This is a genomic window from Pseudolabrys taiwanensis (assembly GCF_003367395.1).
GTDB lineage: Bacteria > Pseudomonadota > Alphaproteobacteria > Rhizobiales > Xanthobacteraceae > Pseudolabrys > Pseudolabrys taiwanensis.
In genome coordinates, this window is record NZ_CP031417.1 from 3,114,183 (window position 1) to 3,139,891 (window position 25,709).

Genomic DNA, 25,709 nt, shown 5'->3' on the forward strand with positions numbered 1-25,709 from the left:
CGCGATTGCCGTGTCTACGGCGGCTGTCATCACCATCGCGCACGCACAAAACGCGCCCGTTGATAGTTGGACGGGCTTTTATTTTGGCACGCATCTCGGCACCGCCGCCGCCTACAACGGCTGGCAAAGCGAAAGCACGGGCGCGCCCTATCTGCAGCCCTTCCCCGACAGCTTCACGAGCGGCGGCGCCCTGAGCGGCGTCCAGTTCGGCTACAACTATCAAGCCGGCAATTGGGTCCTCGGCGCCGAAGCCGATGCGAGCTTCGCCGACATCGAAGGCAGCGCGCGCTGCGGCAAAGGCAATTATGTCTGCACGACGCACGTCGACGCACTGGGAACGTTCGGCTTGCGCGGCGGCTACACCGTCAACGGCCTGCTCCTGTATGGCAAGGCCGGCGGCGCCTGGCTCCATGAACAATACGACACAACGCCGAGCCCCGGTGCCGGTCGACGGAATATCGCGCAAGGTAAGGCGACGCGCCTTGGCTTCATGCTCGGCGCCGGTGTGGAGTATGCGTTCTATCGCAATCTGTCCGCCCGGCTCGAATACAATTATCTCGACTTCAACTCGGGCTCGCTGTCGGCAACCGACCAGAGCGGAGCGACCACCGACTTCGGCGTTCACCAGCAACTTCACCTGATCAAGCTCGGCCTCAACTATAAACTCGGCGAGACCTCGCCGCTCTCCGGCTGGCCGTTGTCTGGCGGCGGCGGCACCGCGGGTCACGACTGGACCGGCCTCTTCGTCGGCGCGCATGCGGGCGGATCGTGGGGCACAACGGACTGGAAATCCGCGGACGGTCGACTCGGGGCGATATCGACGTCGTCCTTCGCGGGCACAGGCACGATGGACGGCCTGCTCGGCGGCCTGCAGGCCGGCTACAACAAGCAGTTCGGCACCATCGTCGCCGGCATCGAGTCCGATGTGAGCTGGGGCAATCTCGACGGCTACGCGAAATGCGCCACGAGCGAATCGGTGCGACCGCTGAGCGTGAACTGCCGCAGTCGCATCAACGTGTTCGGCACCGTCACCGGCCGGCTCGGCGTCACTTACGACAACCTGCTGATTTATGGCCGCGCCGGCTTTGCCTGGGCGCACGAGATGTACGACGCACGACGCGATGCGGCCTATATCTCCGGCAGCGCCATGCGCACCGGTTATGCCGTGGGCTCCGGCCTTGAATACGCGTTCAGCCCCGCCTGGTCCGGCCGCTTCGAATATCGCTACATCGACCTGGGCACGAGCACGGTGGCGCTCGCCGCGAACAGCAATGTCTCGAACGTCTCCCTCGCCCAGCGCAATCATATGGCGACGTTCGCGCTGAACTATCACATCGGTGCCGATGCGGGCACGGGCGCAATGGCCGCCGACTTTCCGGTCAAGGCGCCGCCGGTGTTCTCCGATTGGGAGATGGAGGTCGGCACGCGCCTTTGGTACAGCAACGGCAAGTCGCAGCAGGATCTGTACGACAGCATCAACACGCAGGTTCTCAATTCACGTCTGATCTACGGCGGCATGACGGGACCGTCGCTCGAAGGTTTCGCCCGCTTCGATCACCGGAGCGGCCTGTTCGTGAAGGCGAATTTCGGCATGGGCTCGCTGGTCGACGGCCAGCTTCACGACGAGGATACGCCGCCGGGCACCGTTCCCTACTCGAACACGTCCCACGACATGAGAGACGGCAGCCTGCGCTTCGGCAGCGCCGACGTGGGCTACAGTCTGATCGCGACGCCGGCCGGCCGGATCGGTCCGTTCATCGGTTATCGCTACTTCTATCAGCTCGGCCGCGCCTATGGCTGCCAGCAAGTCGGTCCCGGCACGTTCTGCGTGCCCACGGTGCCGACGAGCAATCTCGCGCTGACGGAAACCGAGCAATGGCGCGGCTTCGCGCTCGGCGTCAACAGCAAGCTTGCGCTCGACAACCGGACGAGCCTCGAGGTGGACGCGGCATGGGTGCCGCTTGCCGACCGGGCCGGCGTCGACAATCACTGGCGGCGCGCCGACATCAATCCGGGACCCGAGAACGGCCGCGCCTGGGGCGCGCAGCTCGAGGGCGTGCTCAATTACGCGCTGACGCCACGCTGGAGCATCGGCGTCGGCGGCCGCTACTGGTTCTTCACCACCACCAACGGATCCGCGCGGTTCCCGGACGCGGCAGAGAGTTCGCCGACGAAGTTCACCAGCCATCGCTACGGCGCCTTCGTCCAGACATCGTACAAGTTCGGCGGTCCGACCGGCACCGCATTGCCGGAAAGCCTGCCGCCGGCGGATTGGAACGGCGTCTATGCCGGTGCGCATCTGGGCGCCGGCTTCGGCCGCAGCACCTGGGCCGATCCCTTCCCGACGCCGGTCACCGGCGATTATACGGTCATGGGCGGGGCGCTCAGCGGCCTGCAGATCGGCATCAACAAGCAGTTCGGCCATTGGGTCGTCGGCGCGGAAGCCGCCGCCTCGCTGGCGCTGCTCGAAGGCTCGAACACCTGCTTCGGCGGCAACCCGATCGCCGCGCTCGCGGCGCTGGAATGCGAGAACCGCACCAGCGGCATCGGCCTGCTGACCGCGCGCCTCGGTTATGCTTTCGGCCGCAGCCTCGTTTACGCGCGCGCGGGCGGCGCGCTGGCGCGCGAGACCTACACCATCAACGCGATCCCAGCCGACGGCGGCATCGACACACAGCGCCGTTGGAACGCCGGCTGGACCGTCGGCGGCGGCATCGAACAGGCCTTGACCGACCGCTGGTCGGTGAATGCCGAGTACAAATATCTCGATTTCGGCTCACGCACCGTGCACTTCAATGTACCGGGCGCGCTCGACGCGGTCGCCGATACGGCGGTCCGCAGTCAGCGACAGATCGTGACGCTCGGCCTGAACTATAAGTTCGGCCAGCCGTAGCGACCGCCGCGCGAGAAACAAAAACGGCGGGACCGAAGTCCCGCCGTTTTGTTCATGCATTGCCGCTCAGTACGGGCTGACCGGGAAATACCGCAGCCACAGATCGGTGAAGCGGCCCTTCTCCCACAGGCGAAACAGCGCCCAGTTGAACGCCTGCCGGAACAGTTCATTGCCGCGCCGGACGGCGATGCCGACGCCTTCGCCGAAGAACCGGCTTTCAAGGTAAGGACCGCCGCGGAAGGCGCAGCAGTTGCCCGAGTCGGTGCCGTTGAGCCAGAATGCAAGCGAGATGCCATCACCGAACAAGAGATCGACCTCGCCCTTCTTGAGCGCCGCGCGCGCGGCATCGGGGTTCGGATATGGCCTGACCTCGGCCTCGGTGAACAATGCCTTGAGATAGGCTTCGTGCGCCGTACCGGCGACCACCGCGATCTTCTTGCCTTCGAGCGCCTCGGGCTTGACCACGTCGATGTCGACGTCCTTGCGCGAGACGAACCGCGCCGGCATCCGGTAATAGGGATCGCTGAAGTCGACCTTCAGCCGCATTTCCGGTGTTTCCGCGAACGAGGCTATCACCGCATCGCCTTCGTTCCTATTCAGCGCGTCGATCAGGGTATCGAAGCGCCGCATCTGGATTGTGCAGGCGACTTTGATCTCTTCGCAGATCAGACGCGCCAGATCGACATTGAAGCCCGCCGGCGTGCCATCGGGCCCCGCGTAATTGAACGGCGGATAGTCGGTCTCGGTGAGGAAGCGAATGATGCTGATGCGCGACAGGTCCGGCCGCTCCGGACGGCGGCGCGGATCCCAGAAGCCTGGCACCGCCAGCGGATCGGCCTTGAGGGCGGGCGTGGCGGGCACCCCGGGTGGCGAAGTCGCGGGCGGCGACACGCGATTGACCGGCGGCGGCGCCGGCTGCGCCCGCGCGGACGCCAGCGGCAGCACGATCAATGCGACAGCCAGGAGCGTCCCGCTCCATCCGCTTTGACCGCTTTGTCGATGCATGCGCCGGCTCTCATCCGCAGATCAGGGCCGCGACCATAGCATCGCCGCGGCGGTGAGCCAGCCATAGCCCCGCCGCAGCAACGCCTCAAGAGGCGGATGTCAGCCGGCCGAGAGCCGCTTCTCGATTTCGTGCACCGGCATCTTGACGAGGTCCTTGTCGACCTCGGCGCGGATCGCGCCTTTCAGACCGTTGGAGTAGGCCGGTCGCAGCATGCCGAGGGCACGCGGCGGCGCGATCATCACCACCGATTTGGTTTTGCCCGCGTTGACCGCGGCATCGAGATGTTGGACGAGCTGCGTCAAGAATGTCTGCTCCGCCTGGTCGTGCCAGTCGGTCTGTCCGACGGAACTGCGGATGACTCCAACCGAGGCGTTCGTGCGGCCCGGCTTGTCGGTTCCTTGCTCGTGCGTTGCGGGGTTCTTCTGCTCGAAGACCTCAATCGTCTTCAAGTTGGGAAACTTGGCGTCACCCACGTTTTCCAACACCAGCGCTTTCGCGCCGTCGCAGACCACCACCCACTCGCCAGTACGGATCGACAAACCAGTCATGAACGTTTCTCCTTCGACTATGCGCACCCTACCGGACGGTTCCGGGTGCGTATTGCTTTGGATCAAACGTCGGGACGCGGGTTTTGTTGCCCGGCGGACAGATCAGTTCGTGCCGTCGAGCAGGCGGCGGGCGATGACCTGCGCCTGAATTTCAGCCGCGCCCTCGAAGATACTGAGAATACGCGCATCGCACAGGATGCGTGAGGCCGGGAATTCCAGCGCGAACCCATTGCCGCCATGGATCTGCACCGCGTTGTCCGCCGCGGCCCAGGCGACACGCGCCGCGAGCAGCTTGGCCATACCGGCCTCCAGATCGCAGCGGCGGCCGGAATCCTTCTCGCGGGCGGCATAATAAGTGAGTTGCCGTGCGATCATGATTTCGGCCGCCATCATCGCGATCTTGTCGGCGACGCGCGGGAAACCGATGATCGGCCCGCCGAACTGCACGCGGTTCTGCGCGTACTCCATCGCCTGCTCCATCGCCGCCTGCGCCACGCCGATGGCGCGCGCCGCGGTCTGGATGCGGGCGGATTCGAAAGTCTGCATGAGCTGCTTGAAGCCAAGCCCCTCGACGCCGCCGAGCAGGTTCTCAGCCTTCACCTCGAAGCCGTCGAAGGCGATCTCGTATTCCTTCATGCCGCGATAGCCGAGCACTTCGATCTCGGTGCCGCTCATGCCCTTGGCCGGGAACGGATTGGCGTCGTCGCCGCGCGGCTTTTCCGCCAGCAGCATCGACAGGCCGCGATGGCCGGGCTCCTTGGGATTGGTGCGCACCAAGAGCGTCATCAGGTCGGCGCGCACCGGATGCGTGATCCAGGTCTTGTTGCCGTAGACTTTGTAGACGTCGCCCTCACGCACGGCGCGCGTCTTGAGCGAAGCGAGGTCCGAGCCCGTGTTCGGCTCGGTGAACACCGCCGTCGGCAGAATGGCGCCGGACGCGATCTTCGGCAGCCATTTGCCTTTCTGGTCCTCGGTGCCGCCGCCCATGATCAGCTCGGCCGCAATCTCGGAACGGGTGCCGAGCGAACCGACACCGATATAGCCGCGCGACAGCTCCTCTGAGACAACGCACATCGACTCCTTGCCAAGCCCCATGCCGGCGAATTCCTCCGGAATGGTGAGACCGAACACGCCGAGCTCGGCCATGTGCGAAATGATGTCGAGCGGAATGTAGCTGTTGGTGCGATGCCAACCCTGCGCGTGGCCGATCACCTCGCTGTCGGCAAACTTACGCATCTCCTCGCGGATGGATTCCAGCGTCTCGTCCAAGCCGCAGAAACCCACGGTCGCGCCATGGCTTTCGCACATCAGCGCGACAAGGCGCGCGCGCCGCTCCGGCGTATTGCCGGTGGCGATGAGGTTTTCGACCGCCGGCGTGATGCGCCCCATCACCTGCGCCATCGACAGGCCGAGATCGCTCGGACGCACCATCTCGCTCTGGCTCATCGGGATGCCGCCGATGAGCTGCGCAATGTATTCGCCGAGCCCGATGCGCACGAGATGCTCTTCGATCTCGCCGAAGGCGCCGTCGCGAACCATGCGCTCCGCATAGGCGGTCAGCTGACGCACGGCTTCGACATAAGTCGCGAACCAGGACAGGCCGTGCGTGGCACGCTGTTCCCGGTCGAACAGACGGCCGACGACACGGTCCTCGACCGCCACCCGCTCCCTCACCTTCGCCACAGCGTCGGCCAACAGCGCATCGAGCGCGGCGGTGGCGTCGCGGGCGAGATCAACGAGTTCGTTGGCGGGGCTGACACGGGACGCGGCGATCGGCATGGGGGCCCTCGGAATGTGCTCGGCGGCGGGTGCTGCGGCCAGAGTACGCGTGCGGTGCACAAAAGCAAAGCGGCATGGATTCTGCCGATTCTGCGTGTCCTTAGCGGCGTCACCCCGCGCAAGTTGCAGCAAAATTAACCATTTCGGGCTTTGATGGCGGCAGCCCCGCTGCGCGGACCAAGCCCCGTCTCAAGGCGAGCCTGCATGCGCCTCCCAATGCCCTCGCTCCTCGGATGGATGGCCCGTCGCTTGGAGTCGGTTTCGGTGCGCAGCCGCATCGCCGCGGTCGCGCTCATCCCGGTGATCGGATTTCTCGCCAACGGCCTCACTTACCTCTCCAGCGAACGCGAGGTCGCGAACGCCTTTCAGACCGTCAAGCGATCGAACGCACTCGCCGAGGCCAGCCGCGACTTCAAGGCGGCCCTGTCGTCCATGCGGCTCACGGTGAAGGACTTCACCGCCAAACCAAGCACGAGCCTTGTCACGACGTTCGAGCATGCGCACACGAACGCGCTGCAAAGTCTCGATGCCGTGGCGAGGTCGATCGATCCCAGCTACGCGCCGTCGCTGGCCATGCTGCGAAAAGACGTCATGGAGTTGCGCGAGAACTTCAGCGAGCTCGTACGCGAGCAGGATACGCTCGGCTTCGACGACGATACCGGTCTTCGCCGTAACCTGCGCGACGCCGGCATTGCCGTCGAGCGGATCATCAATCAGAACATGAGCTGGCTCGCGGATACCGACGCCAAGAAGCTGATGATGGCGTTGCTGATCATGCGGCACCACGAGGCAGACTACCGGCTCAGCCAAAGCGAGTTGGCACGCCAGCAATTCGCCGCCGCCTACAAGTCTTTCAACAACACTTTCGCGCAGATCGACGGCACGCCGGAGATGAAGAATGCGCTCGAGCGGCAGGTAAGGACTTACGCCGACACCTTCAATCAATGGATCGAGGGCTACGGCCGCGTCAATCCGTTGCGCGTGGTGATCGACAGTGACAGCCAACAAATGCTGCCGCGCGCCGATCTCATCAGTGAACGTGCTAACGCGACCGCCGAGGAGGCCTCATCGGCCCTCGCCGCCTCCCAGACGCGCACCCGCACCAGCATTATCGCCTTCGGTACGGCCACCACGGTGCTGGGGCTGGCGCTCAGTTGGCTCATCGGCCGCAGCATCACGGGTCCGCTCAACGGGCTTGCCGGCGCGATGACAAGGCTCGCGTCCGGCGATACACGCGCGCCGATCCCCGCCACCACGGCGAGCGATGAAATCGGCGCGATGGCCCGCACGGTGATCGTCTTCCGCGATTCAATGCTCGAGCGCGAACGCCTGGCCTCGACCCAGGCCGAGGCGAGCCAAATGCAGCAGCAGCGCGGCGCACAGGTCGCGACGGCCATCGACGCGTTCAAGCATTCGGTCGAAAGCGCGCTCGGCAAGCTGCGCGCCACCGCGATGAAGCTCGAAATGAGTTCGTCCGATCTCAACGCCACGGCCGACAAGGTCTCGGCCGAGGCCGATACGGCCACCAGCCGCGTCTCCGCGGCGTCGGAGAACGTCGCCACGGCCGCAAGCTCGGTCGAGGAACTGGCGGCATCGATCGGCGAGATCGCGACGCAAGCCGCCGCGTCGACGGAAGTCGCCGGCCGGGCCGTTTCGGAAGCGCAACGCACGGTCAACACCATGGCCGAGCTGGGACAGGCGGCGACGCGGATTGGCGAAGTGGTCGGGCTCATTCAATCCATTGCCGGTCAGACCAACCTGCTCGCGCTCAACGCGACCATCGAGGCGGCGCGCGCGGGCGAGGCCGGTCGCGGCTTTGCCGTCGTCGCCGCCGAGGTGAAATCGCTCGCCGCGCAGACCGCCAAGGCTACCGAGGAAATCGCCGATCAGATCGGCGCCATCCAGTCGGCCACCGCCGACTCCGCCGATGCGATCGAACAGGTAAATGCGATCATCCGCGAAATGTCGGCGATCGCGACCGCGGTCGCCGCCACGGTGGACCAGCAGAACTCCGCGGTGGCTGCGATCGCGCAAGGCGTCCACCGCGCCTCGACCGAAGCGCGCAGCGGCGCCGAGGCCGTGAGCCGCGTGGCCGGCGTGTCGACCAATGCGCGTGGCACGGCCGCCGACGTCAAACAGCTTGCCGATGCGGTCGCCATCGAGGCCGAGAGCCTGGATTCGGAAGTGCGTCGATTCCTGACCGGCGTGCAGGCGGCGTGAAGGCAAGATGGCAGTGCCGTTATGGTCTTGTCGCCCCCGCGAAGGCGGGGACCGATACGCCTCAGCCTATCGATAGACTGCGGCGTAAGGGCCCGGGCCTCCTTCGCTAGCGCTCAGTCGCCCGGGACGACAGAACACGCCCTTGCAAAGCGCCGGGCAATGGACGATCTGACGGTCAGAACGCTCCGGAGGCGATTCATTGCACCTTCTCAAGTTAGCGGTCCGTGCGGTCATCGACGGCTTCCGGCACTTTCTCGCCGATGACGGCTGGGCCATCGCAAGCCATATCGCGCTCTCCAGCCTCATGGCGCTGTTCCCGTTCCTGATCGTGGTGACGGCGCTCGCCGGTTTCTTCTTCGGCTCGAAGCAGCTCGCCGACGAAGCGGCGCGCATCCTGCTCGAAGCCTGGCCGCAGGAGGTGGCCGCCCCCATCGCGCTCGACATCAGCGGCGTCCTGACCGCGGCGCGCGGCGACGTGCTCACCTTCGGCGTGCTGTTCGCGCTGTACTTCGCCTCCAGCGGCGTCGAGAGCCTGCGCATCGGGCTCAACCGCGCCTACAACATGAAAGAGCTGCGGCCGTGGTGGCTGCTGCGGATGGAATCGATCGTCTACGTGCTGCTCGGCGCCGTCGCAATCCTGGCGTTCTCGTTTCTGGTGGTGCTGGCGCCCTTCATCTGGGCCAAGCTCTTGCAATTCGTACCGAGGCTGGCGCCGTTCAGCGGTATCATCACGCTGGCCCGGTACGGCGTCGCCGCCGTGGTGCTGGTGCTCGCACTTATCATCGTGCACAGTTGGCTGCCGGCCGGCCGGCGCTCGCTCACCGACATCGCGCCCGGCATCGTGGCGACCTTGCTGCTCTGGCTGGGGGCCGGCGCCGCCTTCGGCCGCTATCTGGCCGAATACGCCTTCGCCTATGTGACGATGTATGCGGGGCTCGCCTCGGCGATGATCGCGCTCATCTTCCTTTACGTCTGCGCCTCGATCTTCGTTTACGGCGCGGAGATGAACGCCGTCATCGCCAAGCAGCGCGTGGAGCCCACCACATAGGATGCGCCTCGCGTAACGGCCGCGGTCCGCGACGGCCGGCAACCTCTACGCGCGCTGCCCCAAAATCGTCCCGTCACCCGCACGTTTGAGACGCATTGATCTGTTTGGAAGGTGCGCCGCATCTAGACGAGGGGATGAACGTTGCGCAACCCAGGCCGGACCGCGATTTCCGCATCAGTGGCCGCGCTCGCCGCGGTCTTTGTCGCGCAAACATCGCCCGCTGCCGCAGACGATTGTCTTGCCGCGCCGAAAGGCGCGGCCCCCAGCGGGCAGCATTGGTATTACCATCTCGACAAGACAACCAAACGCAAGTGCTGGTATCTGCACGAGGCGAGTGCGAAGGCCGCGCGGTCCCACGGCACCGCTCGACCGGCGGCCCCCGCCGAGACAGGCCCTTCGGCAGAGCGAACCTCGGCGCCAACGCCGCGTGATGCATCGGCACAGCCGGCCGGTGGCGCATCGAACGGCAATCCCAATCCATCCCGCAGCGACGCCGCCGCAGGCGCCATTACCGCTCCAGCATCGGCCAACACAATCACGGCCCCGCCCCTCCAACCCGCGAGCGAACCGATGGCCGCGCAGGGCGCCGCCACGCCGTGGGGCGCCCCGTCAGCCCCGGCACCGGCCGACGTTCAACGCGGGCCCGCCACACCGGACGACAGCCCGGCAAATGCGGCTTCAACTCCCACCGACACATCCGCGGCAACGACGCCTGACGCCGTCGCCCGGCCCGATGGCGTACCGGTCACAACGTCAACGCCGGCCAATCCTTCGCCCCACTCCGTGGTCCAGGATCTGCTGATCATCGCATTGGCCGCGGGCCTGGCGGGCGCGCTGTCGATCATGATCGCGGTCATCCGCCGACGAAAGCCCGTCACAGCCACGCTCGGCAATTTCATCGAATGGGCGGCAGGGTTGGTCGACACGGCCCTTGCGAAACTTGCGGCTCTCCGCCGGCGGAAGCCCGCTGCACCAACGCCGGCGGCACGCTCCTCTGCCGCGGACATGAGGCCCGATCGTCAGAGTCCCGGCAGACCGAGGCCGCCGAGCCGCGAGGACAATTCATTGCGGCCGGCGCCGACACAACAACCGTCGCTGATCCCGGAACAGCTCACGATGGCGCGGCCGTTCGTTGCGCCGCGAGGGCAAGCGCGCATACATCGGGACCGTCCCGCCCGCGTGGAATAGCGAGCATACGAACAATTCAAACCGCTTCGGATCTCCGACAGATCAGCGCTGGCGCGTCTTCGCCGGTGTCACACCCTGCATGAACAGCTTAAGAGCCCGCTGCAATGCGTCGACCCCGGCCTCGACGTCCAGCTTTTTTGACATGAGCCAGCGGCGCAGCTCGACTTGAAAGATGCTGAAGGCAACCCATCCGATGAAATCGGCGTCCTCGGATGAATGAACCGTCTGCCGATCGATCGCCATTTTGATCACTCGCCCGACCAAGCGAATGACGCGCTCGCGGATGGCCTGAAACTCAGCGGCTTGCCGCCCCGAATCGTAAAACGTCATCTCGCGAAGCATCAGGCGCGACAGCAGCGGCTGCCGGCCGAAGAGTTCGTAATGATGCCGAAACACGGTGATGAGGTTCTGCAGACAGGGCGCATCGTCGCGGATAGCGGCCTCCGCCTTTTCCGTCACGTCCGCGAGATCCTCGTTGGCGATCAGGAATAGCAGATCACGTTTGTTGTCGGCATAAGTGAACACCGTGCCGATGCCGACACCCGCGAGCTGGGCAATCTCCCGCGTCGTGGTGTCGTCGAATCCCCTTTGGATGAACAGCTTTCGCGCCGCCGACTTGATGCGGCGCAATTTCTCGAGCTTGTTCTTTTCACGCAAGCCAAGAAGACCATCGTTCGACGGCCGCAGAGGCTTCTGTTTAGGACGGGTCGGCGACATTCACCCTCGCGAATCCACAGCTTCTCTATAACACACGGCGCCTCCCCCCAACGCGCGGCGGCGGCTACGCGCCCTTCGCAGCCGGCTCGGAGGCCCTTGACTCATAATTGAGCGTGCTCAATTATGAGCGCGATCAAATAAAATGACAATGGCGACTGCGGGCAATGCCGCGGCGCGGGAGAGGAAACGGTCGGCTTTTCCGACAAATGGCGCGCAGCAACGCAGCGCAACAATCTCACGCGCCCCTGCATCCGCACGCGGCCCTAGACGCAATGGGACATCAGAGAATGAGCACGATGGCTACCACGCGAATTTTGAATTCGAGCGACACGCCTCCGACCGAATACGATCGCGCTCCCACCTATTCGCGCATGATCCGCGACAGAGATGTCTACGTTCCTATGCGTGACGGGGTGAAGATCTGCGTCGACATCTATCGTCCCGACACGACCGAGAAGCTTCCGGCGCTGCTCGCCTTCGCCATCTACAACAAGGATATTCAAGGCCCCGACGTTACCGAGACGTTGCCGCCGCAGCCGGCCTGGACACCGCTGTGGACCGGCCCGCAGGAGGCCGGCGATACCCACTTCCTCGTGTCGCGGGGCTACGTTCACATCATCGGATCGCCGCGCGCCGTCGGCAAATCGGAGGGCGGCGGCTCGCGGCAATGGGACAGCTACGACCTCATCGAATGGATTGCCGCACAGCCCTGGTGCGACGGCAATGTCGGCATGGTGGGCATCTCGGGCTTCGGCGCCGAGCAGTTTCATGTCGCCAAACAGCAGCCGCCGCATCTGAAGGCGATCTTCCCGTTCGACCCGCGCGGCGCCTACGGCACGCTCGGCAGCTTCCGCGAGGAATATCCGGGCGGCGTTCTCCACCTCTTCCGTTATCTCGTGGGTCATTTTTCGGCGATGCACCAGCATCGCGGCGCACCGGGCCAACTGCCGGAACCGAAAGAGAGCTATTGGCGGGAGGCGATGGCCAATCCCGACTACCGCATGTACCCGAACGTTTTGAACATGATCGCGCAGAAGGGGCAGCACATGCCGCCCATCTTCGACATGTTCATCGACCCTTACGAGAAACCGGGAACGGTCGAGCAGGCGGAGGCCGACCTCGCGAAGATCAAGATCCCCTTCTATACCGGCTCAGGCTGGTACGGATACACGTACAAGACCCATCTCAACGGCGCGCAGAACTACTTCGCCGCCGCCGATGCCCCCAAGAAACTGATGTTCACCGGCCCCGCTCATCTCGAGCGTCCCTTTCATTCTTTTCATCGCGAGATGCTCCGGTGGTTCGACCACTGGCTGCGAGGGATCGATACCGATGTGATGCGCGAACCGCCCGTCAAGTTCTGGGTGATGGGCGAAAACCGCTGGCGTACGGCGACGAACTGGCCGTTGCCGGAAACGCAATGGACCAAGCTCTACCTTGACAGCTGGGAGCGGCTGAGCGCCGAACCATTCATCCCAAGCAGCGTCGACCAATACGTGCCGCCCGACGCATTCGTGCAGATGCCGCTCACGCAGACGAAGGTCATCCAGAAACTGAGGTACATGACCGATCCGCTGCCCGACGACGTCCTCGTCGCAGGGCCGATGTCGCTGACGCTCTTTGCCGAAATTGATCAGGAGGACACCAACTGGTTCGTCATCGTGAAGGATGTCGGGCCCGACGCGTCCGTGATGAGCGTGCGCGAGGGCGAACGCGAGCCACCGTCCGACCTTCCGGAGCGGGAAGTGACACGCGGGTGGCTGAAGGCATCGCTGCGGCAGACCGATCCTAAGCGCTCGAAGCCGTGGAAGCCATGGCACGTCCTGACACGCGACAGCCGCAAAGCGATCGTGCCGGGCGAGATCAACGAATATCAAATCGAGATCACGGCGACGGCCAACATGTTCCGAAAGGGCCACCGCATCTGCATCGAAATCGCGAGCATGGATTCGCCTACCGGCGTCGCGGGCGCGACCAACGCGGAATACGTGCCCTACCACATCTGCAGCAGCAAAACCGTGATGCATAAAATCTATCACGACGCGGAGCGGCCGTCGCACGTGCTTCTCCCCGTCATCCCGATCTGATGCGCGGCACAAGAACAACAGACAGGTTCAATTATGGAAATTAAGCGGACAACAAGGCGGATCGTTACGGGCCACGATGCGGACGGCAAAGCCGTAGCGCTGTTCGACGGCGCCGTGGAAGCGCATCAGCGAACGCCCGGCGGGAACGCCATCACCATGCTTTGGGTCACGAGCGAATCCCCGGCGGACGTCAATGGCAGCATCGATCGCACAGCGACCAAGGTCGGCGTACCGCCACCGCAGAACGGCTCGATCTTCCGGATCGTCGACTTCCCACCCACTCGGCCGGGAACAGGCCATGTCGACCATGACAAGATCCTGATCGGCATGGGGATCGACCCGGCGACGCAGGGCTACATGCGCCACGCCAACACGCATCGCACCCGCAGCGTCGACTACGCCATCGTTCTCGATGGCGAGATCGATATGCTGATGGACGACACCGAGGTGCACATGAAAGCCGGCGACGTGCTGGTGCAACAAGGCACCAATCATGCCTGGGTGAACAACGGTAGCAGGCCATGCCGCATCGCATTCATCCTCATCGATGCCAATGAACCATCTGCGTGGAAACAAGGCTGGACCAAGTAAGCGTGTCGTGAATCAAAAAGCCCCTCAAAAAAACCGGGGCAATTCAACTGGAGGAGACAAACATGGACGCCGGACGTCGCAGGTTCATCCAATTGGCCGCTAGCGCCGCCTCTCTTTCGATCCTTTCCGGCCCAACGCGGGCCCAGACTTATCCCTCGCGACCGATCACCCTGGTCGTGTTTCTTCCGGCCGGCGCGATCCCCGACGTGATGGCGCGTCTCATCGGAGAGGCGCTGTCGCGGCGTCTGGGGCAGCCCGTCGTCGTCGAAAATCGCTTCGGCGCCGGCGGAAATTTGGCGCTACAAACGGTGGCCCGCGCGCCGGCCGACGGCCATACGCTGTTGCTGCTGGCGTCGCCGCATGCCGTCAACGTATCGCTCTACCCCGACAATCCCGTCACGGTGCTCAAGGACATCGCGCCGATCGCGACGATCAACCGCGATACGTTCGTGCTGACGGTCAACCCGTCGATGCCGGTCAAGACCGTGGCGGAATTTATCGCCTACGCGAAAGCCAACCCGGGCAAGATCAATCTGTCGTCGAACGGCACCGGCAACCTGCCCCACCTCGCCGGAGAATTGCTCAAGATGGCGACCGGCATCGACGTACTGCACGTGCCGTACCGCGGTTCGCCGGCGGCGCTCGCCGCCGTCACGGCGGGCGACGTGCAGGCGCTCATCGACTCGGTCGGAGTGTCGCTGCCGCTGATCAAAGCAGGCAAGATACGCGCGCTTGGCGTGTCCTCGACCGCACGTGTTCCCATGCTGCCCGACGTCCCGACGATTGCCGAAACGGTCCCCGGCTACACCGTCATCGGATGGCTCGGTCTCGGCGCGCCAAAGGGCACGCCCGCGGAGATTATCGACCGTCTCAACAGGGAGACCAATGCGGTGCTGACCGATCCCGCCATAAGGGCGAAGATGGCCGAGTTCGGCAGCGAGCCGTTTACGAGCACGCCGGCCGAGTTCGCCAAGTTCATCGCCGACGATGCCGACAAGTGGGGCAAGGTGGTGAAAGCGGCGGGCATCAAGATCCAGTAGCGCTCCCACCGCCCGGCGCACTCACCTCAGACCGATAGGCGGTAGCGCAGCGGCTTAGCTGCCCACCGCCTCGAGCGTATCCTCGAAAGTCTTGAGCCCGGCGCGCGGCGCGTTGACCAGCACCGCCATGTTGCCGGGCAGGTGCTGGTTCTTCCACATCTTCATGTGCGCGAGCGGGATGTTCTCCCAGGGGAAGACCTCGCTCATGCACGGGTCGATGCGCTGTTCGAGCACGAAGCGGTTGGCTTGGCTCGCCTGCTTCAAGTGCGCGAAGTGCGAGCCCTGGATGCGCTTCTGCCGCATCCAGACGTAACGCGCGTCGAAGGTGATGTTGAAGCCGGTGGTGCCGGCGCAGAACACGACCATGCCGCCGCGCTTGACCACCATGCACGAGACCGGGAAGGTCTGCTCGCCCGGATGCTCGAACACGATGTCGACGTCACGCTTGCCGGTGATGTCCCAGATCGCCTTGCCGAAGCGGCGGGCTTCCTTCGCCCAATCGTTGAACTCGGCCGAGTTGACCTGCGGCAACTGACCCCAGCACTTGAAGTCCTTGCGGTTGATCACGCCCTTGGCACCGAGATTGAGCACGTACTCGGCCTTGGAATCGTCGGAGACGACGGCAATCGCGTTGGCGCCCGAAGCAGCGACGAGCTGGATGCCGAACACGCCGAGCCCGCCGGAGGCGCCCCACACCAGCACGTTATCGCCGGGCTTTAGCGTGTGCGGCGAATGGCCGAACAGCATGCGGTAGGCGGTGGCGAGCGTCAGCGTATAGCAGGCCGCCTCTTCCCAGGAGAGATGCTTCGGCTTGTGCATCAGCTGACGCGACTGCACGCGGCAGAACTGCGCGAACGAACCGTCCGGCGTCTCGTAGCCCCAGATGCGTTGCGAGGGCGAGAGCAGCGGATCGCCGCCGTTACAGTCCTCGTCGTCGCCGTCGTCCTGATTGCAATGAACGATGACTTCGTCGCCGACCTGCCAGCGTTTGACCTTTGAGCCGACCGCCCAGACCACGCCGGAGGCGTCGGAGCCGGCGATATGGAAAGGCTGCTTATGAACGTTGAAGGGCGTGATGGGCTGACCGAGACCGGCCCAGATGCCGTTGTAGTTGACGCCACCGGCCATCACCATGATGAGGACTTCGTCCTCGCCAATGCTCCAGGTCGGCACGACTTCGAGTTGGAAAGATTTATCCGGCGGTCCGTGCCGGTCCTGCCGGATCACCCAGGCGTGCATCTTCTCGGGGACATGCCCGAGCGGCGGGACTTCGCCGATGCCGTACAAATCCTTGACGGACGTAACACTTCGTCGGGGCGCGACAGCCGGCATTCCGCAGTCTCCCTAGGTGCTCATTTTAAAGCAGTGTGACCCAAGACATGCTGCAACGCAATATAGAACTCCGCGACAAAGCCGCCGTTCCATCGGCCGGTCCGACCGGCGCATTCAAAATCGTCGATGAATCCGGGCCTCCCGTGGCGCGGTTAGTTGCGTCGGAACCTATCCCAGGTCCCCGCCGATCGGCCTAGATACATATTGCGTTGCAATAGGAAAGGCGGCACGCTGTCGTCCAACGGACACCGCCAAAAAAAGCGCGACATGACCCGCGAGACGATAAAGCGCGATAAGCCGTGGATTTTCAGAACCTACGCCGGTCATTCGACGGCGACGGCGTCCAATGCGCTTTATCGCAAGAACCTGGCCAAAGGTCAGACCGGCCTTTCGGTCGCGTTCGATCTGCCGACGCAGACCGGTTACGACAGCGATCATGTGTTGGCGCGTGGCGAGGTCGGCAAGGTCGGTGTCCCGATATGCCACCTCGGCGACATGCGCGCGCTATTCGACGAGATACCGCTCGCCTCGATGAACACGTCGATGACCATCAACGCCACCGCGGCGTGGCTGATGGCGCTTTACATCGCGGTGGCGGACGAGCAAGGCGCGCCGCGCACGAGCCTGCAAGGCACGATCCAGAACGACATCATCAAGGAATATCTCTCGCGCGGCACCTATGTGTTTCCGCCCAAGCCGTCGCTTCGGCTGATCAAGGACGTGGCGATCTTCACCACGTCCGAGCTGCCGAAATGGAATCCGATGAACATCTGCAGCTATCATCTGCAGGAGGCCGGCGCGACGCCGGTCCAGGAGCTCGCTTTCGCGCTCGCCACCGCGATCGCCGTGCTCGATACGGTCAAGGCGTCGGGCGAGGTCGATCAGGAGAAATTCGGCGAGGTGGTCGGCCGCATCTCGTTCTTCGTCAATGCGGGCCTGCGCTTCGTCACCGAAATCTGCAAGATGCGCGCCTTCGTCGATCTCTGGGACGAACTCACGCGCGAGCGCTACGGCGTTACCGATCCGAAACAGCGTCTGTTCCGCTACGGCGTGCAGGTGAACTCGCTCGGCCTCACCGAGCCGCAGCCCGAGAACAACGTCGCGCGCATCCTCATCGAGATGCTGGCCGTCACGCTGTCGAAAAAAGCGCGCGCCCGCGCCGTGCAGCTGCCGGCCTGGAACGAGGCGCTCGGCCTGCCGCGGCCTTGGGATCAGCAGTGGTCGCTGCGCATGCAGCAGATCCTCGCCTACGAAACCGATCTGCTCGAATACGGCGACATCTTCGACGGCTCCGCCGCGATCGATCGCAAGGTCGAAGAACTCAAACGCGAAGCCAAGGAAGAGCTGCGCCGCATCGAGGAGATGGGCGGCGCGGTCGCCGCGGTCGAGAGCGGCTACATGAAGCAGCAGCTCGTCGAATCGAACACCGCGCGGCTGGAAGCGATCGAACGCGGCGAGCATACGGTCGTCGGTGTCAATCGCTTCACCGAAAGCGAGCCGTCGCCGCTGACCGGCGGCGTCGAAGCCATCATGACCGTCTCGGAAGAAGCCGAGCACGATCAGATCGCACGCCTGAAAGCCTGGCGTGCCGCGCGTGACGACAAAGCGGTCGCGGCGGCGTTGGCCGCGCTCAAGCGCGCGGCGCAGAGCGGCGCCAACATCATGCCGCCATCGATCGAGTGCGCCAAAGCCGGCGTCACCACCGGTGAATGGGGCTGGACGTTGCGCGAAGCCTTCGGCGAATATCGCGCGCCGACCGGCGTTGGCCGCGCGATGCGCAACGACGTCGAAGGCCTGGACGACCTCCGCGCCGACGTCGACCGTGTGTCGAAGAAACTCGGCCGTCGCATGACCTTCCTGGTTGGCAAGCCCGGCCTCGACGGGCATTCGAACGGCGCCGAACAGATCGCCGTGCGCGCGCGCGACGCCGGCATGCAAGTCGTCTATGAAGGCATCCGCCTGACGCCGGAAGAGATCGTCGAAGCGGCGCGCAAGGAGAAGGCGCATGTCATCGGCCTCTCCATCCTGTCGGGCAGTCATCTGCCGCTGGTGAAGGATGTCGTCGGCCGCATCAAGGAAGCGGGGCTCGATGTGCCCGTCGTCGCCGGCGGCATCATCCCGCCGGAAGACGCGGCCGAACTGGAAAAGGTCGGCGTCGCCGCGGTCTATACGCCGAAGGACTTCGAGCTCAACCGCATCATGGGCGATCTGGTGCGGATCGTGGAAGCCAAGAACGGCCAGACCAACGCGTAAGCGTTGCGCGCCTTAACTGAAGCTGGCCAGCGCCTCGGCCAGCTTGCGCGGGCTCACCGGCTTGGTGAGATAGAAGTTCATGCCCGCCGCACGCGCCGCGTCTTCGTCGTCCGCCCGATCGCGGCCGGAGATGCCGATCACCGGCACCTGCCCTCGCACATCAGGCAATGCGCGGATGCGGCGCGTCGTCTCGAGGCCATCGATGCCGGACAAGGTGACGTCCATCAACACCGCGTCGTAACCACCGCGCCCGATGGCTTCGATCGCCGCATCGCCGCTCTCGACGAAATCGACGCGATGGCCAAACTCGCGCAGGATCGTGTTCATCACCACTCGGCCATACGGATTGTCTTCGACGCACAACAGTTTGAGCGCACGGGCCGGCGTCTGTGACGTACTGCCCTGCGCGTTGCGCTCGCGCGCGGCGGCCTCGACCAGCGCGGTGAGACGAAAGGTGCTGCCTTTGCCAGGCTTGCTGGTGACCGTGAGATCGCCGCCCATCGCCTTGGCGATGCGTTTGACGAAGGTGAGGCCAAGCCCCGCGCCGCCATAGCGCCGCGCGATGTCTTCGCTCGCCTGCGCAAACGGGCGGAACAGCCGCTTCAGTTCGGCCGCCGTCATGCCAATGCCGCTGTCGCCGAAAGTGAACACCAGCCGCAGACGGCCGCGCGCCGCTTTCTCCGCCGCGGCAGTGAAGCGGACACCGCCGTCATGCGTGAACTTCACGGCGTTGTCGGCGAGATTCTCGAGCGCGGCGCGCAACCGCAACGCATCGCCAGCCACGAGCGGCGGAAGCTCTTCCGCGATCGCGACCTCGGCGCTCAGCCCCTTGCCGCCGGCGCGCGCCGCTATCGCTTCACCCACCGCCTCGGCCAAAGCGCGCGGTGAGAACGGCTCCGGCCGCAGCACCAAGGATGCCGCTTCGCCCCTGACAGCGTCGACGATCAGCGTCGATAGTCCCGCGAGGTGCTCGGCGCCGCTCTTGATCGCCTGCGCCCATTCGCGCTCGCGGTCGCCGAGGTCGGACGCCGCCAGCAACTCGGCAAGCGCCACGAGACCGGTCAGCGGCGTGCGGATGTCGTGCGCAATGCCGGCGAGCGCCGCCTCGACCGCCCGCGAGGCCGGCACTGTCGCGCGCGCGCGCCGGCGCGCGGGCGCACGGTGCCGCCCGGACTTGAGTTTTCGCTTACGTTTCGCCATCGCCCCACCTGCAGGGGCACTTTCGCACGCCCGGCAGTCTCAATCGAGACCAACTAACCGCCGAACGTCCCCAGCGGTTAATCCCCGCGCCCGCAGTTCCCGCAGGCCGGTCGCCTGGGTGGACTTCGACAGCTTGCGGCCATCAGGGTCGAGCACCAGCCGGTGATGGTGATAGCGCGGCGCCGGCAGGCCGAGCAGGGCCTGCAGGAGACGATGCACCGCGGTGGCGTGGAAGAGGTCCTGGCCACGCACCACATCGGTAATGCCCTGCGCGGCGTCGTCGGCCGCCACCGCCAGATGATAGCTCGTGGGCGTGTCCTTGCGGGCCAGAACGACATCGCCCCAGGCGGCCGGATCGGCGGCGATCGTTCCCGTCTCGCCGGCCGGGCCGGTACCCGTCTCCTGCCAGGTCAGCGCATCGACGCGGGCCAACGCTGCCGCCATGTCGAGCCGCAGCGCGTAGGGCGCCCCGGACGCCAGCCGGCGCGCCCGTTCGTCTGACGGCATGTCCTTCGCCGCGCCAGGATAGAGCGGCGCGCCGTCGGGGTCGCGCAGCCAAGGCGCCTGCGCTTCGCGCGCGGCGACCATGGCCGCAATCTCCGCCCGGCTCTCGAAGCTTGGATAAACTAGGCCCTGCGCCTCCAGTTTGGCGAGCGCCGCCCGGTAGTCGTCGAAATGCTCGGACTGCCGCCGCACCGGCCCGTCCCACGTTATGCCGAGCCAAGCGAGGTCCTCGTAGACCGCCTGCTCGTATTCCGGCCGGCAGCGGCTGGCATCGATGTCCTCGATGCGCAGCAGGACGCGGCCGTCCGCCTGGCGGGCCATGTCCGCGTTCAGCAGCGCCGACAGCGCGTGGCCGAGGTGCAGATAGCCGTTTGGCGATGGGGCGAAGCGGAAAACGGGTGGCGACATGAATCCTCAGGGCGTCATCGTCCGCGAAAGCGGACGATCCAGTACTCCGAAGCGCTTGCGAGTCCAACCGGTGCCGCTGATTACTGGATGCCCGCTTTCGCGGGCATGACAGCGGAGGCACGTGGATCGCCCGCTTTCGCGGGCGATGACAGCCAGGTAAATTGAGAGGGCAAGACAGAAGAGCATGACCCACTTCCTCCGCAACCAGGCCGATCTCGAAGCCGCGCTCGCCGAACTCATCCGGCACGACCCGCGCCTGCAGCCGGTCGCCGAGAAGGCCGGTCCCTTCGATTTGCGTCAGCGCGAGCCGGGCTATGCCGGCCTGTGCGCGATCGTCTGCGGCCAGCAGCTGTCGACCGCGAGCGCCGCGGCCATCCGCGCGCGCCTGCTCGCCGCCTTTCAGCCCTTCCACCATGACACCGTCCGCAAGGCGCGCACCGACAAGCTGAAACGCCTCGGTCTGTCGACGGCCAAGATCAAAGCCATCCGTGAGATCGGCAAAGCCGTGGCGGACGGCGCGATCGACCTCAACGCGGTCGGCGAGATGGATGCCGACGTCGCGCATCAGGCGCTCGTCGCCTTGCACGGCATCGGGCCGTGGACAGCGGACATCTATCTGCTGTTCTGTCTCGGCCATGCCGACGCCTTTCCCGCCGGCGATCTGGCCGTGCAGGAAGCGGCGCGCATCGCCTTCGATCTGCCCAAGCGGCCGGACGCGAAGGCCCTCACCAAGCTGGCCGAAGCCTGGCGTCCCTGGCGCGGTGTGGCCGCGCATTTGCTGTGGGCCTACTATCACGTCGTCAAACGGCGCGAGGGCATCTCGCTCGAACCGGGTAAAGCGAAGCCCAGAGCCAAGAGCAAGACGAAGACCAAGACCAAGACCAAGTCGGCGCCGAAGAAACCGAAGAAGCCAGCGATAGCGAAGAAAGCGAAAAGGAAGAAGACGAATGGTTGAACTCAACGGCCCGCGCCTGGAGCCGCTTTCTGGACAGGCGCGCCAACTCGTCGTCTTCCTGCATGGCTATGGCGCCGACGGCAACGACCTCATCGAGATCGGCCGCGCCTGGCAGCCGCTCATGCCGGACGCCGCTTTCGTGTCGCCGCATGCGCCACGTCCTTGCGGACAAGCGCCGATGGGCCGGGAATGGTTTCCCCTCACCTTCCGCGATCTCAACGAGCGCTGGACCGGCGTGAACGCCGCGGCGCCGGTGCTCAACGCCTTCCTCGACGCCGAACTGCAGCGCCACAACCTGCCCGGATCGGCGCTGGCGCTGGTCGGCTTCAGCCAGGGCACCATGATGTCGCTGCATGTGGGCTTGCGCCGCGCCGAAGCGCCGGCCGCCATCGTCGGTTACTCCGGCATGCTGGTAACGCCGGAGAGCGATGCGGAAATGGAACGGTTCGCCGCCGACATCCGCGCGCGTCCGCCGGTGCTGCTGGTGCACGGCGATTCGGACGACCTCATTCCGGTGCAGGCGCTCTTCCACGCGGCGCAAGGCCTCGCCGCGCTCGATGTACCGGTGGAATTCCACATTTCCGCGGGGATCGGCCACGGCATCGACCAGGAAGGCCTGCGCCAAGGCGGTGAATTCCTGGCGCGCCGTTTCAACCGGCGCGCCACGCCCTGAGAATCGATTTCGGGCAGACCCGAGATGGAGCGCCAGCAGTTCAAAAACACCTGATAAAGTGGGGCTTGCGCTCGCCCCCACATCTACTTCACAATCTCGTCACGGTGCTCTATTAGTAGAGTGTTCGCTGCGTGGCGGCAGCCTCAGGAGGTCGAGGAGCGTCACTTTGAACGTGCACGTTTCGTCCAGCGGGTTTCCCGCGCTGGTGCTCAACGCGGACTTCCGGCCGTTGAGCTACTACCCTCTATCGCTTTGGTCCTGGCAGGACACGATCAAAGCGGTATTCCTCGAACGCGTGAACATCGTCGCCAATTACGACCACGCGGTTCGAAGTCCAAGCTTCGAAATGAAGCTTCCCAGCGTGGTGTCCTTAAAGACCTTCGTCAAACCTTCGACGCACCCCGCCTTCACCCGCTTCAACGTCTTTTTGCGCGACCGCTTCTCCTGCCAATATTGCGGCGACCGCGACGACCTTACTTTCGATCATTTGATACCGCGTTCGCGCGGCGGCCTGACCACCTGGGATAACGTGATCACCGCCTGCTCGCCCTGCAATTTGCGCAAGGCCAATCTGACGCCCGACGAAGCCCGGATGTTTCCGTCGCATTATCCGTTCCAGCCGACGGTGCATCAGCTGCACAAAAACGGCCGGCTCTTCCCGCCGAACTATCTGCACGAAAGCTGGGTCGACTATCTCTACTGGGACAGCGAACTGGAGCCTTGAGGCTCCCCGCGGCCACATCATCATCGTGGCGGCACACGGTTCAGCTTCCGCCATCCCGCCGGCGCGGTGTCAGTATCGGTGCCAACCACCGCTCCTGCGGCGTTCGTCCAGTAATACTTGCTACCGAGCGCGACGGTGTACTCGGTGCCGGTTACCGGGTCGGCATAGATGTCGATGCCGAGACGAGCGCGCGAGCCTTCTTCCATGACACGATCAATCGCCGCCCCGCGCTCGGCCCAACCGCGCATGATGATGTCTGAAATCGCCGCGTTGGTCGCCGTGGTGATCTGGGACACCGCGGCATTGGTGCCGTGCTGACGCTCGACCCAGCCGGGATCGAGTCGCGCTGTGCCGACCATGCGCGCCAACAGCCCGGCTGCCAGACCCGAAAGCTGCGCCGGCGCGAGAAAGGCCACGATCTGATCGGCCCACCAAAGGCCTTCCGCCTGACTGCCGACACGATTGACGCCCGTCTGCACATAGGCCGTCATCGCCACGCCATTCCGGCGACATGAGAAGACTGCATCACCTTCGTCCCGATGCATGCCGAGCGCGCTAACATAGTAATTCGTCGTCTGTGTCAGTTCTGGCAGCGCGCGACCGGAGACCTGCCGGATGTCGCTGCACAGCGAGGCGAGCTTGGTCTGCCCCCATGCGCCCGAATATTGCGCGCCATCGCGATAACGCGCCACTTTATAGAAGGTGATACCGGTCGGGCTGTAGTCACGTCCTTCGTAGAAGCCGGCACCGGCAAGCGTCGGCGTCGGCAAGATGAAGAACGGCTCTGCCGGATCGTTGATGGCGAGAATTGTGTTGCCGTCAGGCGACGTGACCCGTAGCCAGAACCGATATTGCAGCGCGTTCCAGCGGGCGGTGCCGCCCTCGACCCGCCAGTACCGCGGCACGTCGATGGTGAAAGCACGCTCCTGCGGGTCGGTAAATCGCACCCAATCCTTTACGATGGGAACGACCGCCACCGGTTCGGCGGCACGCGCGGCAGCCGTCACGGCCCCGAGCGATGCCAATACCATAATGACGATCCGTCTCATGGTCATTCCGACCCGACCGTGCAGCACACCGACGTCGATCTTCTAAGATATCGAGACGGACTCCCGTTTCATCGACATTGATATTTCGCAAGCGTCACTCGCGCATTGCGCGGCGCGGCGCGGGGCGACAAAAAAGCGAACCTTCGTTCGGCCGGCCGTCGCATGAGTTGACCAGCATCAAAAGCCGCACCTCGCACTCGCGCTATCCAGTTACCGGGGCGCAGGGATGGTGCGATGACTATGCCTTCTGGATCGACCGTGTCGCGTAGCGATGCCGCTCCGCCGGTCACGTTGGTGCCAAAGCCAGCCGCTGCCCCCGAACCGCCGAGACGGCGACGCCGATGGCTCGCTGGCCTGATCGTCGCCATCGTTTTGGCTGCCGTTGCTTTCGCGGCATGGCGCTGGTGGACCGCCAGCCCGGCGGTGCAATACACCGAAGCCGCCGTCAGCCGCGGCGATGTCACCCGCACGGTGACTGCGACCGGCACCGTCAACCCGGTGCTGACGATCATCGTCGGCAGCTACGTGTCCGGCGTGATCAAGGAGATCCACTGCGATTACAACACGCAGGTCAAAGTCGGACAGGTCTGCGCCAAGATCGATCCCGCGCCGTATCAGACCGTCGTCGATCAGAACAAAGCCAACCTTCTCGTCGCGCAAGCCCAACTCGAAAAGGACAAGGCCAACCTGGCTTACGCGCGGCTCAATTACGACCGCAATGCCAGGCTGGCGCTGACAAGCGCGGTGTCGAAAGACACGCTCGACAATTCCAAGAACGCGCTCGACCAGGCGACCGCGCAGGTCGGCGTCGATCAGGCGACCATCGCCCAGCGTCAGGCGCAACTCGCCGCCGCGCAGGTCAACCTCGACTACACCAACATCGTCTCGCCGGTGGATGGCACGGTCGTGTCGCGCAACGTCACCGTCGGCCAGACGGTGGCCGCGAGCTTCCAGACGCCGACCTTGTTCCTGATTGCGACCGATCTCACCCAGATGCAGGTCGATACCAATGTCAGCGAGAGCGACATTGGCGGCATCAAGGAAGGCAACAAGGCGACCTTCACCGTCGACGCTTTCCCGCGCCGGATATTCCAAGGCGCAGTCACCCAGGTGCGTCAGTCGCCGCAAACGGTGCAGAATGTCGTCACCTACGACGTGGTCGTCGGCGTCGACAATTCGCACTTGTCTTTGAAGCCCGGCATGACCGCCGACACCCGCGTCATCATCGACGCGCGCACCAATGTGCTGCGTGTGCCGAGCCAGGCCTTGCGCTACGCCCCGCCTGGGGCGCCGCGCCTCGAACAGGGCCGCGGACATCAAGGCCGCGTCTTTATTCTACGCAACGGCGCGCCCACGGCTGTCGCCGTGACGGCCGGTCTCGACGATGACACCTTTGCCGAGATCGTCAGCGGCGACATCAAGGAAGGCGACAAGGTGATCGTCGCCGAGCAGCGCGGCACGGCCAAATCGTCATTGCCGGTCCCGCGGTTCTGA

General features: G+C 64.8%; 20 protein-coding genes. 11 read left to right on the forward strand and 9 right to left on the reverse strand.

The features are described from left to right. Positions 1 to 10: 10 nt before the first annotated feature. Positions 11 to 2,893 carry an outer membrane protein gene (locus DW352_RS14885; RefSeq protein WP_162826980.1) on the forward strand — a complete coding sequence of 961 codons (2,883 nt, stop codon included), beginning with the start codon at positions 11 to 13 and terminating at the stop codon, positions 2,891 to 2,893. 66 nt (positions 2,894 to 2,959) lie between these two features. Here the strand turns inward: DW352_RS14885 and DW352_RS14890 are convergent, their stop codons facing one another. The 3 genes from DW352_RS14890 to DW352_RS14900 form a co-directional block, all read right to left on the reverse strand. After that, on the reverse strand, positions 2,960 to 3,898 hold the full coding sequence (locus DW352_RS14890) for an ABC transporter substrate-binding protein (RefSeq protein WP_115692071.1): 939 nt from the start codon (positions 3,896 to 3,898) through the stop codon (positions 2,960 to 2,962). 99 nt (positions 3,899 to 3,997) lie between these two features. Beyond that, positions 3,998 to 4,447 (reverse strand): host attachment protein, encoded by a 450-nt coding sequence (locus tag DW352_RS14895; RefSeq protein ID WP_115692072.1) that lies wholly within the window; start codon positions 4,445 to 4,447, stop codon positions 3,998 to 4,000. Positions 4,448 to 4,549: 102 nt separating this feature from the next. Beyond that, entirely contained in the window at positions 4,550 to 6,226 is a 1,677-nt protein-coding gene (locus tag DW352_RS14900; protein ID WP_115692073.1) for an acyl-CoA dehydrogenase family protein, read from the reverse strand. A gap of 237 nt (positions 6,227 to 6,463) precedes the next feature. Between DW352_RS14900 and DW352_RS14905 the strand changes: the two genes are divergently transcribed. Together DW352_RS14905 and DW352_RS14910 are read left to right on the forward strand one after the other, a co-directional pair. After that, positions 6,464 to 8,446, forward strand: coding sequence for a methyl-accepting chemotaxis protein (locus DW352_RS14905; protein ID WP_162826981.1), 1,983 nt, complete (start codon positions 6,464 to 6,466; stop codon positions 8,444 to 8,446). A gap of 199 nt (positions 8,447 to 8,645) precedes the next feature. After that, positions 8,646 to 9,494, forward strand: coding sequence for a YihY/virulence factor BrkB family protein (locus DW352_RS14910; protein ID WP_115692075.1), 849 nt, complete (start codon positions 8,646 to 8,648; stop codon positions 9,492 to 9,494). 632 nt (positions 9,495 to 10,126) lie between these two features. On the opposite strand, the gene DW352_RS26840 is transcribed toward DW352_RS14910, so the two are convergent. After that, positions 10,127 to 10,420 carry a hypothetical protein gene (locus DW352_RS26840; RefSeq protein ID WP_210209836.1) on the reverse strand — a complete coding sequence of 98 codons (294 nt, stop codon included), beginning with the start codon at positions 10,418 to 10,420 and terminating at the stop codon, positions 10,127 to 10,129. Positions 10,421 to 10,724: 304 nt separating this feature from the next. After that, on the reverse strand, positions 10,725 to 11,399 hold the full coding sequence (locus DW352_RS14920; RefSeq protein WP_115692077.1) for a TetR/AcrR family transcriptional regulator: 675 nt from the start codon (positions 11,397 to 11,399) through the stop codon (positions 10,725 to 10,727). A gap of 296 nt (positions 11,400 to 11,695) precedes the next feature. Between DW352_RS14920 and DW352_RS14925 the strand changes: the two genes are divergently transcribed. The 3 genes from DW352_RS14925 (at position 11,696) to DW352_RS14935 (ending at position 15,117) form a co-directional block, all read left to right on the forward strand. Beyond that, complete coding sequence (locus tag DW352_RS14925; protein WP_162826983.1) at positions 11,696 to 13,486, forward strand: CocE/NonD family hydrolase; 1,791 nt, start codon at positions 11,696 to 11,698, stop codon at positions 13,484 to 13,486. Between the two features lie 33 nt (positions 13,487 to 13,519). Then, positions 13,520 to 14,077, forward strand: a complete 558-nt coding sequence (locus DW352_RS14930) for a cupin domain-containing protein (RefSeq protein WP_115692079.1) — start codon at positions 13,520 to 13,522, stop codon at positions 14,075 to 14,077. Positions 14,078 to 14,139: 62 nt separating this feature from the next. Continuing rightward, positions 14,140 to 15,117, forward strand: coding sequence for a Bug family tripartite tricarboxylate transporter substrate binding protein (locus tag DW352_RS14935; protein ID WP_115692080.1), 978 nt, complete (start codon positions 14,140 to 14,142; stop codon positions 15,115 to 15,117). 54 nt (positions 15,118 to 15,171) lie between these two features. On the opposite strand, the gene ccrA is transcribed toward DW352_RS14935, so the two are convergent. Beyond that, positions 15,172 to 16,449, reverse strand: coding sequence for a crotonyl-CoA carboxylase/reductase (ccrA, locus tag DW352_RS14940; RefSeq protein ID WP_115692081.1), 1,278 nt, complete (start codon positions 16,447 to 16,449; stop codon positions 15,172 to 15,174). A 267-nt stretch (positions 16,450 to 16,716) separates the two neighbouring features. Between ccrA and DW352_RS14945 the strand changes: the two genes are divergently transcribed. After that, positions 16,717 to 18,702 (forward strand): protein meaA, encoded by a 1,986-nt coding sequence (locus tag DW352_RS14945; protein WP_115692082.1) that lies wholly within the window; start codon positions 16,717 to 16,719, stop codon positions 18,700 to 18,702. A gap of 12 nt (positions 18,703 to 18,714) precedes the next feature. Here DW352_RS14945 and DW352_RS14950 read toward each other — a convergent pair whose 3' ends face one another. Further along, a complete protein-coding gene (locus DW352_RS14950) occupies positions 18,715 to 19,902 on the reverse strand; it encodes an ATP-binding protein (RefSeq protein ID WP_115692083.1) in 1,188 nt (395 codons plus the stop codon). 39 nt (positions 19,903 to 19,941) lie between these two features. Then, the gene (gluQRS, locus tag DW352_RS14955; RefSeq protein WP_115692084.1) at positions 19,942 to 20,814 is read right to left on the reverse strand and encodes a tRNA glutamyl-Q(34) synthetase GluQRS; all 873 of its coding nucleotides are present in this window, start codon (positions 20,812 to 20,814) and stop codon (positions 19,942 to 19,944) included. Positions 20,815 to 20,998: 184 nt separating this feature from the next. Here gluQRS and DW352_RS14960 point away from each other — a divergent pair, with 184 nt between their 5' ends. From DW352_RS14960 to DW352_RS14970, 3 genes are all read left to right on the forward strand, one after another. Further along, positions 20,999 to 21,769, forward strand: a complete 771-nt coding sequence (locus DW352_RS14960) for a DNA-3-methyladenine glycosylase family protein (protein WP_115692085.1) — start codon at positions 20,999 to 21,001, stop codon at positions 21,767 to 21,769. Further along, entirely contained in the window at positions 21,762 to 22,442 is a 681-nt protein-coding gene (locus DW352_RS14965) for an alpha/beta hydrolase (protein WP_115692086.1), read from the forward strand. The genes DW352_RS14960 and DW352_RS14965 overlap by 8 nt, the downstream gene beginning before the upstream one ends. A gap of 166 nt (positions 22,443 to 22,608) precedes the next feature. Further along, a complete protein-coding gene (locus DW352_RS14970) occupies positions 22,609 to 23,166 on the forward strand; it encodes an HNH endonuclease (RefSeq protein WP_115692087.1) in 558 nt (185 codons plus the stop codon). A 20-nt stretch (positions 23,167 to 23,186) separates the two neighbouring features. Here the strand turns inward: DW352_RS14970 and DW352_RS14975 are convergent, their stop codons facing one another. After that, complete coding sequence (locus DW352_RS14975; protein ID WP_162826985.1) at positions 23,187 to 24,215, reverse strand: hypothetical protein; 1,029 nt, start codon at positions 24,213 to 24,215, stop codon at positions 23,187 to 23,189. A 234-nt stretch (positions 24,216 to 24,449) separates the two neighbouring features. Here DW352_RS14975 and DW352_RS14980 point away from each other — a divergent pair, with 234 nt between their 5' ends. Further along, positions 24,450 to 25,709 carry an efflux RND transporter periplasmic adaptor subunit gene (locus tag DW352_RS14980; RefSeq protein ID WP_245434125.1) on the forward strand — a complete coding sequence of 420 codons (1,260 nt, stop codon included), beginning with the start codon at positions 24,450 to 24,452 and terminating at the stop codon, positions 25,707 to 25,709.

Bases quoted from the DNA above. Each gene is read 5' to 3' on its own strand.
- ccrA (WP_115692081.1), bottom strand. From the start codon at position 16,449: ATGCCGGCTGTCGCGCCCCGACGAAGTGTTACGTCCGTCAAGGATTTG.
- DW352_RS14925 (WP_162826983.1), top strand. From the start codon at position 11,696: ATGGCTACCACGCGAATTTTGAATTCGAGCGACACGCCTCCGACCGAA.
- DW352_RS14950 (WP_115692083.1), bottom strand. From the start codon at position 19,902: ATGGCGAAACGTAAGCGAAAACTCAAGTCCGGGCGGCACCGTGCGCCC.
- DW352_RS14975 (WP_162826985.1), bottom strand. From the start codon at position 24,215: ATGAGACGGATCGTCATTATGGTATTGGCATCGCTCGGGGCCGTGACG.
- DW352_RS14905 (WP_162826981.1), top strand. From the start codon at position 6,464: ATGGCCCGTCGCTTGGAGTCGGTTTCGGTGCGCAGCCGCATCGCCGCG.
- DW352_RS14945 (WP_115692082.1), top strand. From the start codon at position 16,717: ATGACCCGCGAGACGATAAAGCGCGATAAGCCGTGGATTTTCAGAACC.
- DW352_RS14930 (WP_115692079.1), top strand. From the start codon at position 13,520: ATGGAAATTAAGCGGACAACAAGGCGGATCGTTACGGGCCACGATGCG.
- DW352_RS14960 (WP_115692085.1), top strand. From the start codon at position 20,999: ATGACCCACTTCCTCCGCAACCAGGCCGATCTCGAAGCCGCGCTCGCC.
- DW352_RS14935 (WP_115692080.1), top strand. From the start codon at position 14,140: ATGGACGCCGGACGTCGCAGGTTCATCCAATTGGCCGCTAGCGCCGCC.
- DW352_RS14980 (WP_245434125.1), top strand. From the start codon at position 24,450: ATGACTATGCCTTCTGGATCGACCGTGTCGCGTAGCGATGCCGCTCCG.
- DW352_RS14965 (WP_115692086.1), top strand. From the start codon at position 21,762: ATGGTTGAACTCAACGGCCCGCGCCTGGAGCCGCTTTCTGGACAGGCG.
- DW352_RS14900 (WP_115692073.1), bottom strand. From the start codon at position 6,226: ATGCCGATCGCCGCGTCCCGTGTCAGCCCCGCCAACGAACTCGTTGAT.
- gluQRS (WP_115692084.1), bottom strand. From the start codon at position 20,814: ATGTCGCCACCCGTTTTCCGCTTCGCCCCATCGCCAAACGGCTATCTG.
- DW352_RS14920 (WP_115692077.1), bottom strand. From the start codon at position 11,399: ATGTCGCCGACCCGTCCTAAACAGAAGCCTCTGCGGCCGTCGAACGAT.
- DW352_RS14895 (WP_115692072.1), bottom strand. From the start codon at position 4,447: ATGACTGGTTTGTCGATCCGTACTGGCGAGTGGGTGGTGGTCTGCGAC.
- DW352_RS14890 (WP_115692071.1), bottom strand. From the start codon at position 3,898: ATGCATCGACAAAGCGGTCAAAGCGGATGGAGCGGGACGCTCCTGGCT.